Here is an 18,474-nt window from a genome sequence, read left to right as displayed (position 1 = left end):
GCCGACATCCTTTTATTTGTATAGTGGGCACCAAATATTTATTGCATATATAGTTGATACGAATTTGTCTAGTAGATTACATAAGAGGAAAATTATCAAGTATTATGAAGAATAACAGTATTGATAAATACTATTTAAATTTAAGAAAGCGAAAAACTAAAGTTTAGTTAGCTAGGTTGATTTAGACCAGCTATGTGAAGAAAATATTTAATTATAAAGTCAGCAAGTATGTATATTAATGACATCAATTTATCTCCTTTAGTGGTGGCACAAGCGAGTGAATCATACCACTCAGGTGAAACTCTTAATCGGTGGGTTGAAGTATTGGTAGACTGTCCAGGAAGTACAGGACTATTTACTTATCGATTGCCAGCCCAGTTAGAAATAAAACCAGGGGATATTTTGAGCGTGCCATTTGGGGCGCAACAATTAGGAGCGATCGCGATTCGATTGCTGGCACAACCAAATATCGATTTACCACCAGAAAAAATCCGGGAAGTAGAAGATATAGTCAGCGTTGGATTTTTCCCAAGTGCTTACTGGGAATTACTCAACCGAGTTGCTGCATATTACTATACGCCACTGATTCAAGTAATCCGGGTTGCTCTGCCACCAGGGTTACTGGGGCGATCGCAGCGTCGCATCCGTCTGGTTGGAGGCAGGGGGGCAGGGGGGAGTAGTTATTTACTGGCATCTGCCGATCCTTTAGCTTTTCTGACTCCGACTGCGCGGCAAGTTTGGGAACTTTTGCAAGGGCAACCAGCAGGGGACTACAGTTTTGTTTACCTTCAACAAAAAGTCAAATCTGCTTATCGGGGAATTCGGGAGTTATTGCGATTTGGTTTAGTAGAAAGCTACTTAGAACCGCCACGACTGACTCGACCAAAGTTGCAAAAAGCAGTCACGCTCACAGGTACAATTAACGATGAGTTAACTACTCGCCAACGAGAAATTTTAGAAGTGCTACGCCGACATGGTGGAGAGTTGTGGCAAAATGAATTGTTGCAAATTTGCAATGCTAGTCCCTCTATTCTCAAGACGTTGGCACAAAAGGGTTACATCGTTGTTGAAGAACGGGAAGTATTGCGAACTGAACAAGGCCCAGCATTAGTAGGCGATGGCGCTAAATCTTTAACTACTGCTCAAGCTAGCGCTTTGGCAACAATCCAGACATTAGATGGATTTGCTCAAGTTTTATTGCATGGGGTGACAGGTTCAGGAAAAACCGAAGTATATTTGCAAGCGATCGCACCTCTCCTCAATCAAGGTAAATCTGCTCTTGTCTTAGTCCCAGAAATTGGACTTACACCCCAGCTAACCGATCGTTTTCGCGCTCGTTTTGGTAATAAAGTCAGCGTTTATCACAGTGCCCTTTCAGATGGTGAACGTTACGACACTTGGCGGCAAATGCTCGCGGGAGAACCCCAAGTTGTTATTGGTACTCGCAGCGCCGTTTTCGCCCCTTTACCCAACTTGGGTTTAATTATTTTAGATGAAGAACACGACAGCAGCTTTAAACAAGATTCCCCTATACCTACCTACCACGCCCGCACCGTTGCCCAATGGCGAGCCGAATTAGAAAATTGCCCCTTGGTGTTGGGTTCCGCTACGCCTTCGTTGGAAACTTGGGTAAGCGTTGGAACCTCACCCCCTAGCCCCCTCTCTGCTTACGGAGAGGGGGGACAAGAAAGAGATATTAACTCATCGCTCCTAAATCAGAAGTCAGGAGGCAGGAGTTATTACTTAAGTTTGCCTGAACGCATCAACTCCCGCCCTTTACCGCCAGTGGAAATCGTCGATATGCGGCAAGAGTTGCAACAGGGAAATCGTTCTATATTTAGTAGATCGCTGCAAACAGCTTTAGAAGAGTTGCAAGAAAGAAAACAACAGGGAATTTTATTTATCCATCGCCGGGGACACAGTACTTTTGTCTCTTGCCGCAGTTGTGGATATGTGTTGGAATGTCCCCACTGTGATGTGTCGCTGGCATATCACCACACCGAAGAAAAAGCGCCGGAATTATTGCGGTGTCATTATTGTAACTATGCGCGATCGCACCCCAAATTTTGCCCTGATTGTAGTTCCCCTTACCTGAAATTTTTCGGTAGCGGTACTCAACGAGTCACGCAGGAACTAACGCGACAGTTCCGGGACTTAAAATATATTCGTTTTGATAGCGATACCACCCGTAATAAAGGCTCACACCGTACCCTACTTACTCAGTTTGCCAACGGCGAAGCAGATTTATTAGTCGGTACGCAAATGCTTACCAAAGGTTTAGATTTACCACAGGTGACACTTGTGGGCGTTGTCGCCGCCGATGGATTGCTAAATTTATCAGATTATCGCGCCAGCGAACGAGCATTTCAAACCTTGACTCAAGTCGCTGGACGTGCCGGTAGAGGTGAAGATCCGGGTAGAGTGATTGTGCAGACTTATACTACAGAGCATCAGGTAATTGCAGCAGTGCGATCGCACGATTATCAGTCTTTCTCTCAAGCTGAATTAGAACAACGCCAAGCACTCAATTATCCTCCTTATGGGCGGTTAATTTTGTTGCGCTTAAGTAGTCTCGATCCCATTCAAGTGCAAAATACAGCGCAAATTATTGCTACAGCTTTGAGTACAGAAGAAGAATTCGAGATATTGGGCCCAGCACCAGCGAGTATTTTACGGGTAGCTAATCGTTATCGTTGGCAGATATTGATTAAATTTGCCCCCGATGCATTACCACAGTTGCCAGATTGGGAAGAAGTGCGATCGCTTTGCCCTTCATCTGTGAGTTTAACTATTGATGTAGACCCGATTAATATTATGTAATCGTAAATTACTACCCAATCTATAGCTTTTCCTAATCTAATGAGGTACATCATAGCCCCCTCCTCGCCTGCCTACCGTGTACACACAAGTCTTTTAGAGTAGCTGCGTAACGTAGGGTGGGCTAATCTTTACAGGTTGATGCATTGGCATTGCAGGTCGATGCACTGGCATTGCAGGTCGATGGATTGGAATTGCAGGTCGATGCATTGGCATTGCGAGTCGATGCATTGGCATTGCGAGTCGATGCATTGGAATTGCAGGTCGATGCATTGGAATTGCAGGTCAATGCATTGGCATTGCGGGTCAAGGTATAGGGCAGCTTTAGAAGACAATTTTGAAGATTTATTACTTTTTACGTAATCATACTGTACCAAGTTGGTGAGTTAGACAGTTGTGTTAAATTCTCTTAAAAAAGAAGTTCAGTATTTATGTAATTTCAAGTAATTACTAAATAATTTTTACACATTTAGAGAAATGGGTTCCCTGGGACTTGCAGTCATCATATTTGTTTCTGGCTAGTAAAGGATCGCCAGGAATAATCATTGCAGATACTTGGCCAATGTCAATGGACTACTCACGTATCAACTACGACCATAACGGCAAGGCATAATATGATTTACAAGATCAAACCCAAAATACTGGTATTAGCAATTGTTCAAGGGATTGCTTTTCAACCAAATAACGCTCCTGTACCATCTGGGTATATTAAAGACATCGGTCAAGCCTACAATGATACTAGAGGCTTTGGTTGGGTGCGTGAAGATAGCTTAGGCAATACTACACCCACTCCCCTTGATATCCAACTCAATACACGCGATCGCAACCAAAGTGGCATCGATCAACGACTAAATAGACTGATTCATCTGCAATATCCTCTTAGCAGTTCGGGAACAGCAGTCAAGATACCTGCTGCTTGGGAATATGCCCTATCTAATGGTTCCTACAATGTGACTGTTAGCGTTGGTGATGCTAGTAATACTGTAAATAGTAAGCATCAGATTAATATAGAAGGGATGGCTACTATTTCTGGCTTTGTACCAACAGCAACCAAAAAGTTTGCCGCAATTACCCGGATTGTTAATGTTGCCGATGGCAAGCTCACAATTGATGCTAAAGGTGGTAAGAATACCAAGCTCAACTATATTGCGATCGCACCAGGTAATCGTCCCTCCATCAGAACGACCAATCCCAATGATGGTCAGACAAGTGTGTCGCCAGATATCTCGATTACAGCAGACCTAAATCTGCCTAACAGTGGGATTGCGGTTAATACTATTTCCGCCTCAACCATCAAGCTGATCGATAGCAGTACTAATACACAAGTCAATGCCAATTACAACACTTCTGGTGGCGGAGATGTGATTGTAGTGTCTCCGATAAATCGTCTCAAAAACAATACCAAATATTTCTTACAAATCACTGACGGGGTTAAAGATAGCAATGGTGCTGCATTCTTACCCTATAGCATCAGTTTCACAACAGGCACTTTTGTGAACCCAGTAAGCAATATTACTTTCGAGCAAATCTCACTAGCGAATGTACCTATCAAACCTTACACCACAGTATTGATTGGGCCTGACAATAAACTCTATGCTGCCACCTTACTAGGTGAGATTTTGCGTTTCCCGATCAATGCTGATGGCACTCTGGGTACGCCACAAACGATTACCTCATTGCAGACTGCAAATGGTGGTAATCGAACGATCGTTGGTATGCACTTTGATCCCTCATCAACAAATGCTAACAACCTAATTCTCTGGATAACAAATAACTACTACTGGAATGGAACTGTTGATGCACCGGAGTGGACTGGTAAAATTACTCGTTTAAGCGGTACCAATCTAGAGACAGTAAAAGACTATGTGGTTGATTTACCACGCTCTAGTCGGGATCATCTAACCAATAGCATTGAGTTTAAGCCCAATGAGCCAAATGTGCTGTATGTGTTACAGGGTAGTAATAGTAGTACAGGCGCACCAAACACTGTCTGGAGTAATCGTCCTGAGCGTTTGTTAACTGCTGCTGTATTACGAGTTGACCTGTCCAAAATCACCTCACCTCCTTTAAGCGTTAAGACGGAGGATGGAGGTACTTATAACCCCTTTAATCCGGGAGCGCCTGTAACTATCTTTGCTAGTGGTATACGTAATGGCTACGATCTGGTTTGGCATAGCAATGGTCAGTTGTATGTGCCAACGAATGGTTCGGCGGCTGGTGGCAATACGCCAAATACACCTATCCCCCTACCTCTTGCCTGTCAAAACCGGATTGATCAAGCTACTAATGGGGCATATACTAGTCCATCTGTGCCTGCTCTTACCAATCTAGACACACAGCGAGACTTTCTGTTTCGCGTTGTTAAAAATGGTTATTACGGTCATCCCAATCCGAAGCGTTGTGAGTGGGTGTTGAGTGGAGGAAATCCTACAGCTGGTACAGATCCAGTTCAGATAAATGAATATCCCATTGGTACTCTACCTGACCGGAATTGGAAGGGTATTGCCTTCGATTTCGGAGAGCATATTTCACCTGATGGCATCATTGAATATCGTAGTCATGTTTTAGGTGGTCAGCTGCAAGGCAAACTGCTGGTGACACGCTTCAGTTCAGGGAAAGACATCATTGTGCTAACACCTGGTGGCGCAAACTTGGATATTGTAAATTCCCAAACGGGTATTAGTGGTTTCACTGGTTTTAATCCAAGTCCATTGGATTTGGTTGAGAATCCCACGAATGGAAATCTTTACGTGGCGCAACTTAGTCAAGAGACGGGCATGGGCAAAATTACACTTCTACGTCCACTTCATTAATATCAGTACCGAGCGATCGCTCAATTATCTAACTTCATCGGTAAGGTGAGGGTGAATGCTGTTTGACCAGAAGGTGTTAAGTCAAGAGTGAGATCGCCACGATGTGCCCTAGCAATTTCCCGGGCTAGGCTCAGTCCTAGTCCGATTCCTTCTACCTTGCGGTTACGTGAGGGATCGCCGCGATAAAATCGGTCAAAAATGCGATTGCGATCGCTTAGGGGGATATCTTTTGATGCATTGACAATGGTGACGTGAAGAGTTAAAGGAGTTTGATGAGCGCGAATTTGTATCCAGCCGTTGGCGAGATTGTATTTGATCGCATTACTAAATAGGTTTTGCAAAACTTGAATTAAAAGATCGCGATCGCCTTTTACCCGCAACCCATCAATAAAGTCAGTTTGCACAGTCAAATGGGGAGCTAGCATTTCCACATCTTCTAGCATCTCCATCAGCAACTCAGACATATCCACCTCAACTAGATACAAGCTCATTTTTCCGGCATCTGCCAGAGATAGCAACAAGAGTTTTCGCATAATTCCGCTTAGGCGGCGCACCTCATCTAACAAATTGCTTAAGCGCTGTTGTACTTCACTACCGGGATCGACCTGTTGTAGTGTTCGTTCTAGTTCGCCTTGTAAAATAGTTAGTGGGGTTTTCAGTTCATGGGCCGCGTCACCACTAAAGCGGGAAGCTTGGGTAAAACTACGTTCCAAGCGTTCCAGCATCAGGTTAAACACCTGAATCAGTTCGATAAATTCAACATCAGTTGTCCCAATGGGAATCCGCTGATCTAGCCCTTTGACAGTTACCTGTTGAATTACGCCCGTTAATTCCCGAATGGGACGCAAAGCACCACCAGAAACCAACCATGCTCCTACTGCAACCAGCAGCAACGCTCCCGGAATTGAAACCAGGAAAATATTGCGAATGGTAGCCATTTCTTGATCTACGGCTTGCAAGCTAACGGCAATGGCAATCTGAGCATTGGGAAATTTAACTGCCCCAATCCGCCAGACTGCTGTTGTTGTCTGCTCTGTGACAAATTGGGGTGGGCGTGGACGAATTAGCGGTGGGCGCTGGATCGATGGATTTGTATTAGAGGGTAAAGGTGGTGGTTCTCTCTTCGGGGGCGGTGGTAGAGGTGTCAACTCAAGACGCTTAAGCAGCAGACGATTCACCTCAAGGTCGGCAGGTAGGGAGTTTGATTGATAAAGTATGTTGTTGTTTGCGTCCAGCACCACCAGGGCGACAGGGGTTTTTGTATTGGTTCCGAAAGCATAAGATAAGGAATCTTCGTAAAACTGCCATCGCGAGCGATCGCGTAAGTTTTCTCTTCTGGGAGACGCTACGCCAACGGGAGGTTCCTCTCGTGGAGGGAAGTTCGGAGTTGCCCGCATCAAGTGATTTAATAATTCTGCATCCAAGCGGCTAATCTTAGCATTGTAAATCTGAAACCAAGAAACCGCGCCAAATCCGACTAATGTGCTGCCAGCTAGAGCCGCAGACAACAGAGCAATGCGGAGTCGAAAGGAAGGGAGTTTCATGATCAAGAATCTGGTTTGCGAAATCGATATCCAACCCCTCGAATGCTTTCAATCCAGACTGCTTCATCAAGAGGGTCAAGCTTTTTACGAATTCGCTGGATACAAACATCCACAACGTTAGTGTTGGGGTTAAAGTCGTAGCCCCAAACGTGTTCCAGGATTTGGGTACGAGTGAAAACCCGTCCGGGAGAACGCATGAGATATTCCAGAAGATTAAACTCACGGCTGGTGAGTTCTATCGCTTGGCGATCGCAAGTGACTTCCCTAGTGATCCGATCGAGTTTGATCGGGCCAACACAAAGCAGATTTTGGCGTAGCTGTAGCCCGTCGTAGACATCGCTCACACTCCGGCGCACAACCGCATGAATTCGAGCCGCTAACTCTTCCACAAAAAACGGTTTTGCGATATAGTCATCCGCTCCCAAATTTAGCCCTTGCAAGCGATCTTCTAGTTCATTCCGAGCCGTCAACAAAATCACCGGAGCATTCCGACCTTGCCGCCGTAATAGTTTTAGAATCGATAGTCCATCTTTTCCCGGCATCATAATGTCGAGTACGATCGCATCATATTCGTTGTCTAACGCCCGCAGATATCCGTCATCACCGTTATCGCAGTAGTCTACAACAAATCCCTGCTCCTTGAGTCCAGCGCGGACAAAGTTAGCAATTTTCGCTTCATCTTCAACAAACAGAACGTTCACAAGTTTTTATTAATTCATATATTTTTCTATTCTAAATTCATTATTTTTTATTCAAATTACAAAACTGTAATTTAGAAAATAGGCAAGCTGTAATTTTGAGGTGGCTCAATTAGAAATATGAACACCTTAGCTTTTGAAGGTTGATTTTTATGAATATTCGTCGAGTCTTAGCCGTAGCAGCGATTCCTTTTTTGATTGGTACATTTGGTATTGTTGCACCCAATCAGGCAAATGCCGCTAATCCATCTCATCGGAACGCCGAGATTTCACAACAGCCCAACAAACGGCAAATATCTGATGAAAAACCACAAATCAGACATTCTAAACCCCGTCCACATCACAAAAAGCGTTCTCCCCAACGTCCTCAACCTCATAATCAGGAAAAAGTTCAAAACCGGGTAGAACGCAATAACCGTTAATTGATCCACCCTTGCATTTCGCCTCGCCCTCAGCGGCGATCTTGTCAGAGTGTTGTTGTTTCTAAATTACAAAACTGTAATTTAGAAACAGGGCAAACTGTTATTTTGAGAAGACTTAATTAGAAATATAAACCTTTGGAGATTTAATAATGAATATTCGTAGAGTACTAGTAGTAACAGCGATTCCTGTTCTGGTTGGCACATTTGGTTTTCTTTCACTCAATCAAGCAAATGCCGCTAATCAATTCGATCAAATTGCACAGGCGCAACAACCGCCCAACCAACCATCAAATGAACGGCCGCGTCCACCTCGACCTGATTTGAAAGCCGCAGCGACAAAGTTAGGAGTTACAGAAGCACAGTTAAAGGATGCGTTAGGAGTTCCTGCCAATCCTCCAAATCCAGGCGATCGCACTCAGCGCCCACCCAGACCTGATTTGAAAGCGGCGGCAACAAAGTTAGGAGTTACAGAAGCCCAGTTAAAGGCGGCATTGGGAGTTCCTGCCAATCCTCCAAATCCAGGCGATCGCAATCAACGCCCACCCAGACCTGATTTTGCAGCAGCGGCGACAAAGTTAGGAGTTACAGAAGCCCAGTTAAAGACGGCATTGGGAGTTCCTGCCAATCCTCCAAATCCAGGCGATCGCACTCAGCGCCCACCCAGACCTGATTTGAAAGCGGCGGCGGCAAAGCTGGGTGTCACTGAACAACAGTTGATCGATGCATTAGGTGTTCCATCTCATCCTCCTGGCGATGGCGGAGCCTCTCCTCAAGAAAATCGTCCTAATCAACCAAAATAGCTGAATATTATCTAGGACTTATGCATTGACAAAAACTTTATTCTGTGCATAATTTCTTACTTTCTATTAAGAGGCTGTACTAAGTAAGTCGGTGTGAATATTTATAGTTGGCATGAGGCAGAAGGCAGGAGGCAGGACAATACGGTTCGGTTAAGATCCCCCCGCCTACGGCGACCCCCTTAAAAAGGGGGTAAAAGAGGGTTGTAAGCCCCCCTTTTTAAGGGGGGTTGGCAGGGTGGTTTCATACAAGCAAAGAAAAATTAAAACTGGGTTTCAAAGCCTCTCCCCCCGTGGGGGAGAGGAATGGAAGTGAGGGAAAAAGCCATGCCACTTTCACGAGAAATCAAGACTTATGTATTTTTCTTTTTTCGTATGAAACCACCCTGCCTTTTTAAGGGGGGTTGGGGGGATCTTTGAGGAATAAACACGTTAACCGAACCGTATTGGGAGGCAGGAGGAAAGAGGGTTTGAGCCTATTGAATTTTTATTAACATAGTTTTGTTTTTTCACACCGTTATACTTACATCCCTCTTTTGTTACTCTCGGAAAACAATAATCTCAGACAAATTCTGAGACTTGGATTTAATCGGGGTTTGAGGCTTTATTTTCTAACAGAAACTAAACTTTATAGACAAAAAGTAGAAATTAAAGCTCCGTAACCGTTTGAGCGATTAGATTTTCCCAAAGTGACAAAAGAGGGTTACATTGTTCTAACTGAGGGTTTCAGTTTCATCAACGACAAATAGTCTACCTGCTTGACGAATAGCTTCGGGTTTGTGAGTTTGCAGGAACCTTAATACTCCAATGCCCAGGAATAGCCAAATTAAGACGACAACTGGTGCTAAGTGAAGCGGTGCTGGTGCAGGGGGATAAAGAGTGCCAACTAAAACACCACTAATCGCGATTATCGAGAGCCAAGGTAGCAGAACATAACGCAACCAACCAAAGCGAATCGTAGAGTTTCCCTCCAACCGAGCGCGGTGTTTTGTCGAGAAATATCGAAAACACGCCAAACTAGTCAATCCATAGATCGCTAGGGCAGCGAGCGTTAAGACTGTACCCAGAAACGCAAACGCCTGAATCGGTGTCCACAGCATTCCCAACCCCAGCCCTACAAACGCAGAACTGCCACTCAATCCGAAAATGGCATTTGTCGGTGTGTGATAGGTGGGATGAATGTGCGCCAACCAATGGGGAAACAGTTCTTCTCGACTGATGGCATAGACAATCCGAGCAGCACCATTGAGAAAGGCAACGGCACAGGCATATCCAGCCATAATTCCGGCAAAATCAATCAATAAGGCAAACCCATTGCCCCAAACGTGACGCGCAATCGTATCGAAGGGGGCAGCATCTTGAGCAAAGGCTGCCATGTTATGAATGCCATATCCCACCGTTGCCACATACGACATCAGCACATAGAACATACCGACTAAAACTAGGGTGATCGTCGTCGCTTTTGGAATTGACTGGCGGGGGTTTTGAATTTCTTCACCCAAAGTGGTTGCGGATTCAAACCCGACGAAACTGAGGATGGACAAAATGACACCGGCAACCAGGTTACTCTGCTGTGGTAATCCTGTCAGCGTGAAGGGTACGAGCGTCAGTTGTCCGGTTTTGCCAGATTGTATGAACACGATGAGCGCCAGCAATAGACAAACGCCGAGTTCAAACATCAATAGCGTCAGATCCAATTGCAGCGAGAAGCGAATGCCGCGATAACACACTGCCCCGACGATCAAAGCGAACAAGCAATACCATAATGTCCAGTTTAGGTGTACGCCAAACCAGTGCAGCAACAAATCTTGAAAATTCGCACTCATTACTAGAAAGACAAAGGCAATAGCTACACCAAAGGAAATTAAACTCAACCAGCCAGCGAGAAAGCCCCAGCGCACTCCTAATCCTTGAGTCACAAAGGTATACAACGAGCCACTCGTAGGGAACTCGGCTGCAAGTGTGCTGATTTGATCGGCAACCAGCAGAGCCACCCCAAAACCAATGATGTAGCACAACGGCATCGCTGCACCGACGAGTCCCGCTTGGGGAATGGTATTAAAAAAGATGGCTCCCACCGGAGACATCGCAGCGACTGCCATAACAACCGCATGGCGCAATTGCAGCGTATTGCGTTGCAGCTTTGGGGGTTCCTTTGAAGAATTTGTAACAGGTGTCATATCGAAGGGTGGTTGATTTACTGATACTGCTTATCATCCATCAATGGAAAAATGACCGCAACTTATTCTCCAAATCCTGTGAGTAGACGACACCTATCTCAAATACGCATTATTTTATTACTCTGTGAATGCATAAGTCCTAATATAGTGTGAGATTATTTGATTTTTTCTTTCACCAGAACTACTACAATTACTATTGATGCTAGATAATGGGAAGGCTTTGACATTTTCTTGCCAATCTAGCCCGGAAACAATAACTAAGACTTATGCGAACTCACTATTGCGGCGAACTCCGAAAAGAACATATTGGAGAAACTGTTACCTTTTACGGATGGGTAGACCGTCGCCGCGATCATGGTGGTGTGATATTTTTAGATTTACGCGATCGCTCTGGAACTGTCCAAATCGTCAGCGATCCGCAACGCACCCCAGATTCTTACGAATATGCGAACGCCCTGCGAAATGAATATGTTGTCGAAATCACTGGTAGAGTAACACAACGTCCTGAAGAATCGTTGAACACCCGCATCCCCACAGGTGAGGTGGAAATTTACGCCGATAAAATTGAACTACTCAATGCTGTTCGCAAACAGTTACCTTTCCAAGTTTCTGTAGCTGATACCGAAACAGTGCGGGAAGACTTACGGCTGAAATATCGTTATTTGGATTTGCGACGCGAACGTATGGCGCAAAATTTGCAACTGCGTCATCAAATTGTCAAAGCCATGCGTCGTTATCTAGAAGATTTGGAAGGTTTTATCGAAGTCGAAACCCCAATCCTTACCCGTTCTACCCCAGAAGGAGCGCGGGATTATGTTCTACCCAGTCGCGTGAATCCTGGTGAGTGGTACGCTTTGCCGCAATCACCCCAGCTATTTAAACAATTGCTGATGGTATCAGGCTTAGATAGATATTATCAGATTGCCCGTTGCTTTCGTGACGAAGACTTACGCGCCGATAGACAACCAGAATTCACGCAGTTGGACATGGAAATGAGCTTCATGTCCCAAGAAGAAATTATCGAACTAAACGAGAATTTAATTTGCTATATCTACAAAACAGTTAAAGGTATTGAGTTACAGCGCCCTTTCCCCCGTCTTACTTATGCTGAAGGGATGGAACGCTATGGTAGTGATAAACCAGATACACGCTATGGTTTGGAATTAGTTGATGTCTCAGATATTGTCAAAGACTCTAGTTTCAAAGTCTTTCGGGATACTGTTACCAATGGTGGTATCGTCAAAATCCTCCCCATTCCCAACGGTAACGATGTAATTTCTAATGTCCGCATTAAACCAGGTGGTGACTTATTTAAAGAAGCCAGCGAAGCCGGTGCTAAAGGTTTAGCTTTTATCCGTGTCAGGGATGATGGCGAAATTGATACTATTGGCGCGATTAAAGACAACTTAAGCGAAGAACAAAAACAAGAAATTTTGCGCCGTACAGGTGCAAAAGCTGGACATTTGCTATTGTTTGGGGCTGGTGATGCTGCTACAGTTAATAAAACTTTAGATAGATTACGACAAGCGATCGCTAGGGAATTTGGCTTAATCGATCCAGAAAAAATCAACTTGCTGTGGATTACAGATTTCCCGATGTTTGAGTGGAATGCTGACGAAAAACGTCTAGAAGCACTACACCATCCATTTACAGCACCGCATCCTGATGATTTGAGCGACTTAAAGACTGCACGCGCCCAAGCTTACGACTTGGTACTCAACGGCGTAGAAGTTGGCGGCGGAAGTCTGCGGATTTATCAGCGAGAAATTCAACAGCAAGTGTTTGAAGCGATTGGTTTATCTCCTGAAGAAGCACAAAATAAATTTGGCTTTCTCTTAGAAGCATTTGAATATGGTACACCGCCGCATGGTGGCATCGCCTACGGTTTAGATCGTTTGGTAATGTTGCTAGCTGGAGAAGAATCCATTCGGGATGTCATTGCTTTTCCAAAGACACAACAAGCACGTTGTTTGTTAACAGATGCGCCTTCGAGTGTAGATGCTAAACAGTTGAAAGAATTACACGTTGCTTCGACTTATAAACCAAAGTCTTAGAGGATGTTTGAAAAGTTATAAGGGGTAAAATTTTCTGTCAATCGTCTTACCATAATTCGATCGTGGCAAGGTAGATAAATGTCTCTGCCGTTACAAGGAGTAGTTCGTAGTCTTTGTTTAATCGCTAACACCAAACAAGCCAACCCAAGGTGTGCTCGATCGCCTAGTGTTTTGGAAACAAAACAAACACTTTGCGCATTGTTTGACCCAATAAATAATAGTAGTACGATGCACTCCTTTAACTCGTTCAATCCCTCAGAGAAATTTTCATATTTCTGGCTTTTATTAAAATACTGTAAGTCTATCGATTTAATGTATTAAATGTAACGTCAAGGATATTTTACAAAGTCCACAAAAAAATAGTTAGTAAATTTACGTAACCTGTACTTATTTTGTTTAGAGAATTTTGAGGTTAATACAGTTGACAATTTTGCAAAAGCGTATCTCATATCTCTTTTCAAGAGATAGTCCGGTTTGAGCGATCCACGCGCAACTTGAGACTTAGGCTGTGGACGACGTTGGATGCTCCACTTAGAAGGAAAGTTTTCATTCTTATTTTGTCCAGTGTAAAAAGTAGAACGGTGTTAATCATTAAAGGTTTATATTAAGCGGCTCTAGACCTACTTTGAAGGCTTTAGGCTTCAAAGTAGAGAAAAAATATTTTTTTACATTACTTAACATACTTTAATTTATTGCTGCCTACTTATTTAAATATTTTTGGTACTTCAGCTAATTTTTAATAAAATGAAAAGTCAGTGTTGACGCGATCGCAAAAACTTTAAACTTTAAGTTCATATCCTAAAATTACCTTGCTCTTTACCCTGTTAGGATATTAATCAGTGTAGGATATTCGCTTAATTTTTGATTATAAAAGTTGATGATTAATATTAGTAAATTAAATAAAATTGACTTTCTAGTTTTGATTGCAATTGTGATTATTGGTCTTATACATTTGCCTTTTCCATTTGACGGAGATCAAGCATTTTTTAGGCTAGGTGCTTTGGAGATGCAACAAGGAAAGGTACTCTATCGTGATTTTTGGGATGTGAAGCAACCGGGAATTTTTTGCTTTTACTTTTTAGCGGGAACTTTCTTTGGTTTTAATGAGATTGGTATCCATCTCTTTGAACTTATTTACATGGTGTTTCTGTCTATAGTATTGTTGTTGAGTCTTAAAAGCTATTTTCGGCATCCGATAATCGCAAGTCTAGTACCTTTGTTAACGGTTGGCGTTTACTATACTGTTTCACAGCCTTGGCATCTTACTCAAGTGGAAGCACTGGTTAGTTTTCCTTTGTTCATTTGTCTTTGGCTGACTTATCAATCTTTCAAATATGAAGGAAAGCAAAGATTCTTTCTACTTTTACTGTCAGGTTTTATTGGTGGAATTGTCCTCATTTTTAAATTAATACTTCTGCTAATATTAATTTCATTTTGGCTAACTATTTTGATATATTCTATGCTAATAAAGCAAGAAAAAATTCAAAAAGTTTTTGTAGAAATATTTATTCCAATTTTAATGGGGATTATATTTCCTATTTTAATTATTGTTAGCTATTTTGCCTGGTTTAATAGTTTACCAATTTTGTATCAAACATTCTTTTTATATCCACCTCGAATTGTTGCTAATTCCCAATTTGACCCAAGTGGGCTTTTGGCAGGAATAAAATGGTTTTTAAATCATTTTTACCCTCTACTTTTAGCCGCTACTGTTGCAGTAGACGTATCATTGCGTAAGTCTAAGAATATATTGACTTTGCTACTTGTGATTTGGTGTATTTTTGCTTGGGGCGTAATTGTTCTACAACGTGGGGCATTTTGGGAATACCATTATTTACTATTGTTTGTACCTTTAGGTATTTTAGCAACTAAAGGATTAGATATTTTATGGGAGTCTTTAAAAAAATTGAGTTCCCCATTTACTACAATACTGCTGATATTTTTGTTTTTCTTGCCTTTATCGAACACTCTTATAAAAAAGAGTGTTGTTCTGGTTAATAATAACTTTGCTTTAGCTGAAGATACACGATTTAAATATCAGACTGTTTTTAGAGAAAAATATCCATCTTTTCGTTCAGAGGCTGAATTTATCTCCCAACCAGGAAATCTTCCTGGTAAGATTTATGTAGCTGGCGATCCATCTATTTACTACTTCTCCAATCGGACTCAGGCAACATCAATACGTGGTTGGGCACTTGAATATTTTCTGCCTGAGCAATGGACAAAACTTCTAGAAGAGTTAGATTCATCTAAGCCTCCTTATATCTTTATTGATTATATTCAGCAGCCTACTATCAACAAAAATTTTCCAAGAATGCTAGAATTTATTGAGGGAAGATACCGCATTTTACATCAAAATAATAACGGGATTTGGTATATTCTTTTGTAGACAAACCACTACAGCAATCCTGAATCATTGATGAGAAACAAGATCCCCGACAACTTTTACGAAGTCGGGGATTTGCGGGTTTAGAGGCAGGAGGCAGGATAGTGCAGCGGTAGCGAGTCCGCGAGCGTCGGCAACAGGCAGAGGTAGGAACTGTTTATATCTGATTTGGAGTTCTGCATTTTGTACTTCATTTGCTTGCAAACTGCTATAAGTAAACTGTTTGTGTTGCTATAACCCCTACCAATCATTTGTTTTAGGATCATCCCAGACTTCCAATTCCAAATCGCGGAGATAAGTTAATCCGCTTTGAATTTGTGCATCTGTTCCTTGTAGTTCAAGGTCAAACCAACCATCTCCAACAGCATTGGCTCCCAAAATCGCTGCCGTGATATTCACAATCAGTCCATAGTCAGACACCAGGCGAGAAATAACAGGTTCCTGGTGATAATCTTTAGGAATTCTGAGTCGAATCCGTTTTTTGGTAAGTGTATTGTCAGTAGCCATATCTGAATTATTTCAATTCCTAATCGGGATAGGTACAGAACTACTTTTAACCCTAACGGTAATTTCCTGATAGGTACTAAGTAGATCGTACCATGTCCCATGATTTGCTTGTATCCTATTCAAAAGATAGGCGTTGCTGAATAAAAGTATGAATCATGCGATCGCCTCAAGCTTGAATTCATACTTCAATTATGCAACGCCAAAAGATAACTATAATCGCTTGATTTTTCACTCTCACTTACTGGGGAATGGAGAGTTCCCAAAAGTTGGGGGGATGAGTATCTCTACTTATCACCTTCGGTTTTAAATGCTACCGTTTCGGCTACTGTGTCAGGTAGCCCGCGCTGTAGTAGCGCGATCGCAATTACGAATTACAATTCATCAGGCGTTTCAATCGGGATTCAGATATCGTGCCCGATCGCAGTTTCAATTTTTCTCATCTTGAAAACTCGTTCCAATTCTGGAGTACGTAATCTGGGGTCAACATCCTCGATGTGATTGCGATCTTTAGCGATCGCCGTAACTAATAACTAATAACCAATGACCAATGACCAATGACTAAACTAAAAACCTCAGAACTAGAATCAGCTAGACTTTTAGCCATCCTTGAGCTAGAGGGACTAATAGAATTTATCCGCACAACAAACCCAAGCTTAAATCTCGCTCAGGTCTGGACGCTAGCAGCATTTACATTGAATCAAATGCCACAGCTATTCCGAGAGAACCCCGAACTGTTCAACAAGCCTTGGTGGGAGATTCCAGAAAATATTAAGGATGCTATCACCTTAAAAGACGCTTCACAAAAATTACACTTGCACTATAACATCGTAAAATTACGAGTAGATTTCGATGTAGCTTAAATACACTTACCTCGATCGCTTGTCTACCACAAGCTGCATCTCTGCCAATGCCTACAGCGATCGCAGCAAATTCCATCAGAACAGGTTAATAAAGGATAAAATTCGGATTAAAATTCTCAAATTATTAGTAATTGCTTCCAAAAAAAGTAACATAATTATAGGAAAATGATGATTTTTCTTAACTTTTAAGAGCTATCATCTATACCGTAGATTAAATCAAAAAACTTGTATAAGCCGAATCAATTTAGTGAACTATCCCAAAGTTTACACTTCGGAGCAAGCCTGTCCCATTAATTTAGTTGGCGAAACAGGACAAGCGGTTCAAATTTCAATTCATGCTCCCAGTCAATATATCTGTGCCAACTGCGAACGGATATTACCAGATTGGAAACGGCAGCAGCCATTTTTACGAGTAGTGATTGTTTTACAGCAATCGCGTTATCAATTAGTCGAAAAGACAGCAGAAGTAGAGTTAGAGAAAGAACGCTTACGAGAAAAGTTTATGAGATTTGGCTGTGATTTAGCATTTAATTTGCGCGATCGCGGCTATTTAACTGACCTGATTGACCCTCGTACAGGCTACCCTTTACTCTCCCATCCAGGAGCAATTCCTCACGACGACACAGCAGTTGTCAAAGCTTTGCTCAACTATCCAGTGATTAAAAATCAATGCCGTGTGTTAATTCATCCCGATTGGGGTGCAGCAGTTTATCCTGGTATTTTGATATCAGAAGCTCCCCCAATTGCGATCGAATGGGTTACAAAAGGTATAGCATCCATGCATGGGTGGAAAGAAATTAATTATTAGTCATTGGTCATTAGTCATTAGTCATTGGTCATTGGGTATTGTAAAGACGTATATCAGCACTTGTATTTCCAAATAAATAGCTAGAACAGTCGAAGCCTCTGATAATACGGCTTGTTACTTCCTCTCATAAGTGGACGCTACGAAGTCAAGCCGGGAATGATAGCTTTTGGTTTTTGTTTGGGTGAAACTCAGGCCGATCGCCAGGTATTTCAAATTGATGATAATTTTACACACTACTGTCAGACTAAACTTTTAGCCGGTGCAAAGAGAATGGTACTTTAGCAGCATCTACGGGAATTATATAACTATCGGGAAAAATCCTTTTCCCAACTTTCTGCATATAAGTAGATGGGTGGAAAAATTTATAACTATAGCCGTAGTCCCACAGGTTAGAACATTTTGAAAGCATGAAAGCTAGGAATAGTAATACTTTTACCTCCTGCCTCCTGCCTCCTGCCTTCTGCCTCCTGCTATATGTCCGTCGCAGTGTTCGCAAAGAGTGTCTTGTTGGGACTCAGCGAAGTGAAGCAATCACAGGGGTTTCAAGCTTTTTATATCTCGTTAGATAGTTAGATTTATTTGTGCTTA

The 18,474-nt window shown here is 42.6% G+C and carries 15 protein-coding genes; 11 read left to right on the top strand and 4 right to left on the bottom strand.

What is annotated here, in order from left to right; all coding sequences use genetic code 11:
- Positions 1-228: 228 nt before the first annotated feature.
- The 3 genes from priA to V7K41_RS07955 all read left to right on the top strand — a co-directional run bounded on the left by priA (position 229) and on the right by V7K41_RS07955 (position 5,630).
- Positions 229-2,820 carry a primosomal protein N' gene (gene priA, locus V7K41_RS07965; protein WP_334847029.1) on the top strand — a complete coding sequence of 864 codons (2,592 nt, stop codon included), beginning with the start codon at positions 229-231 and terminating at the stop codon, positions 2,818-2,820.
- A gap of 143 nt (positions 2,821-2,963) precedes the next feature.
- Positions 2,964-3,134 carry a hypothetical protein gene (locus tag V7K41_RS07960; protein WP_334847027.1) on the top strand — a complete coding sequence of 57 codons (171 nt, stop codon included), beginning with the start codon at positions 2,964-2,966 and terminating at the stop codon, positions 3,132-3,134.
- A gap of 297 nt (positions 3,135-3,431) precedes the next feature.
- Entirely contained in the window at positions 3,432-5,630 is a 2,199-nt protein-coding gene (locus V7K41_RS07955) for an Ig-like domain-containing protein (RefSeq protein WP_334847025.1), read from the top strand.
- Between the two features lie 20 nt (positions 5,631-5,650).
- On the opposite strand, the gene V7K41_RS07950 is transcribed toward V7K41_RS07955, so the two are convergent.
- Positions 5,651-7,174, bottom strand: a complete 1,524-nt coding sequence (locus V7K41_RS07950; RefSeq protein WP_334847024.1) for an ATP-binding protein — start codon at positions 7,172-7,174, stop codon at positions 5,651-5,653.
- A gap of 2 nt (positions 7,175-7,176) precedes the next feature.
- Positions 7,177-7,875 carry a response regulator transcription factor gene (locus tag V7K41_RS07945; protein WP_334847022.1) on the bottom strand — a complete coding sequence of 233 codons (699 nt, stop codon included), beginning with the start codon at positions 7,873-7,875 and terminating at the stop codon, positions 7,177-7,179.
- 149 nt (positions 7,876-8,024) lie between these two features.
- Between V7K41_RS07945 and V7K41_RS07940 the strand changes: the two genes are divergently transcribed.
- Entirely contained in the window at positions 8,025-8,294 is a 270-nt protein-coding gene (locus tag V7K41_RS07940) for a hypothetical protein (protein WP_334847020.1), read from the top strand.
- 149 nt (positions 8,295-8,443) lie between these two features.
- Positions 8,444-9,094 carry a hypothetical protein gene (locus V7K41_RS07935; RefSeq protein WP_334847018.1) on the top strand — a complete coding sequence of 217 codons (651 nt, stop codon included), beginning with the start codon at positions 8,444-8,446 and terminating at the stop codon, positions 9,092-9,094.
- Between the two features lie 710 nt (positions 9,095-9,804).
- Here the strand turns inward: V7K41_RS07935 and V7K41_RS07930 are convergent.
- On the bottom strand, positions 9,805-11,271 hold the full coding sequence (locus V7K41_RS07930; protein ID WP_334847016.1) for an APC family permease: 1,467 nt from the start codon (positions 11,269-11,271) through the stop codon (positions 9,805-9,807).
- 266 nt (positions 11,272-11,537) lie between these two features.
- On the opposite strand from V7K41_RS07930, the gene aspS reads away from it, so the two are divergent.
- On the top strand, positions 11,538-13,325 hold the full coding sequence (gene aspS / locus V7K41_RS07925) for an aspartate--tRNA ligase (protein ID WP_334847015.1): 1,788 nt from the start codon (positions 11,538-11,540) through the stop codon (positions 13,323-13,325).
- Positions 13,326-14,202: 877 nt separating this feature from the next.
- Entirely contained in the window at positions 14,203-15,714 is a 1,512-nt protein-coding gene (locus tag V7K41_RS07920) for a hypothetical protein (protein WP_334847013.1), read from the top strand.
- Between the two features lie 237 nt (positions 15,715-15,951).
- On the opposite strand, the gene V7K41_RS07915 is transcribed toward V7K41_RS07920, so the two are convergent.
- Positions 15,952-16,218: an NIL domain-containing protein gene (locus V7K41_RS07915; protein ID WP_334847011.1), complete on the bottom strand. Its 267-nt coding sequence runs from the start codon at positions 16,216-16,218 to the stop codon at positions 15,952-15,954.
- A gap of 307 nt (positions 16,219-16,525) precedes the next feature.
- On the opposite strand from V7K41_RS07915, the gene V7K41_RS07910 reads away from it, so the two are divergent.
- The 4 genes from V7K41_RS07910 to V7K41_RS07895 all read left to right on the top strand — a co-directional run bounded on the left by V7K41_RS07910 (position 16,526) and on the right by V7K41_RS07895 (position 18,168).
- Positions 16,526-16,663: a hypothetical protein gene (locus V7K41_RS07910; RefSeq protein ID WP_334847009.1), complete on the top strand. Its 138-nt coding sequence runs from the start codon at positions 16,526-16,528 to the stop codon at positions 16,661-16,663.
- A 109-nt stretch (positions 16,664-16,772) separates the two neighbouring features.
- On the top strand, positions 16,773-17,078 hold the full coding sequence (locus tag V7K41_RS07905) for a hypothetical protein (protein ID WP_334847007.1): 306 nt from the start codon (positions 16,773-16,775) through the stop codon (positions 17,076-17,078).
- A 247-nt stretch (positions 17,079-17,325) separates the two neighbouring features.
- On the top strand, positions 17,326-17,886 hold the full coding sequence (locus V7K41_RS07900) for a methylmalonic aciduria and homocystinuria type D protein (RefSeq protein WP_199784771.1): 561 nt from the start codon (positions 17,326-17,328) through the stop codon (positions 17,884-17,886).
- 111 nt (positions 17,887-17,997) lie between these two features.
- Positions 17,998-18,168, top strand: a complete 171-nt coding sequence (locus V7K41_RS07895; protein ID WP_334847005.1) for a hypothetical protein — start codon at positions 17,998-18,000, stop codon at positions 18,166-18,168.
- Positions 18,169-18,474: the final 306 nt, after the last annotated feature.

This window comes from Nostoc sp., assembly GCF_036917415.1.
Classification (GTDB): Bacteria; Cyanobacteriota; Cyanobacteriia; order Cyanobacteriales; family Nostocaceae; genus Nostoc.
This window is presented reverse-complemented; position numbering and strand designations above follow the sequence as displayed.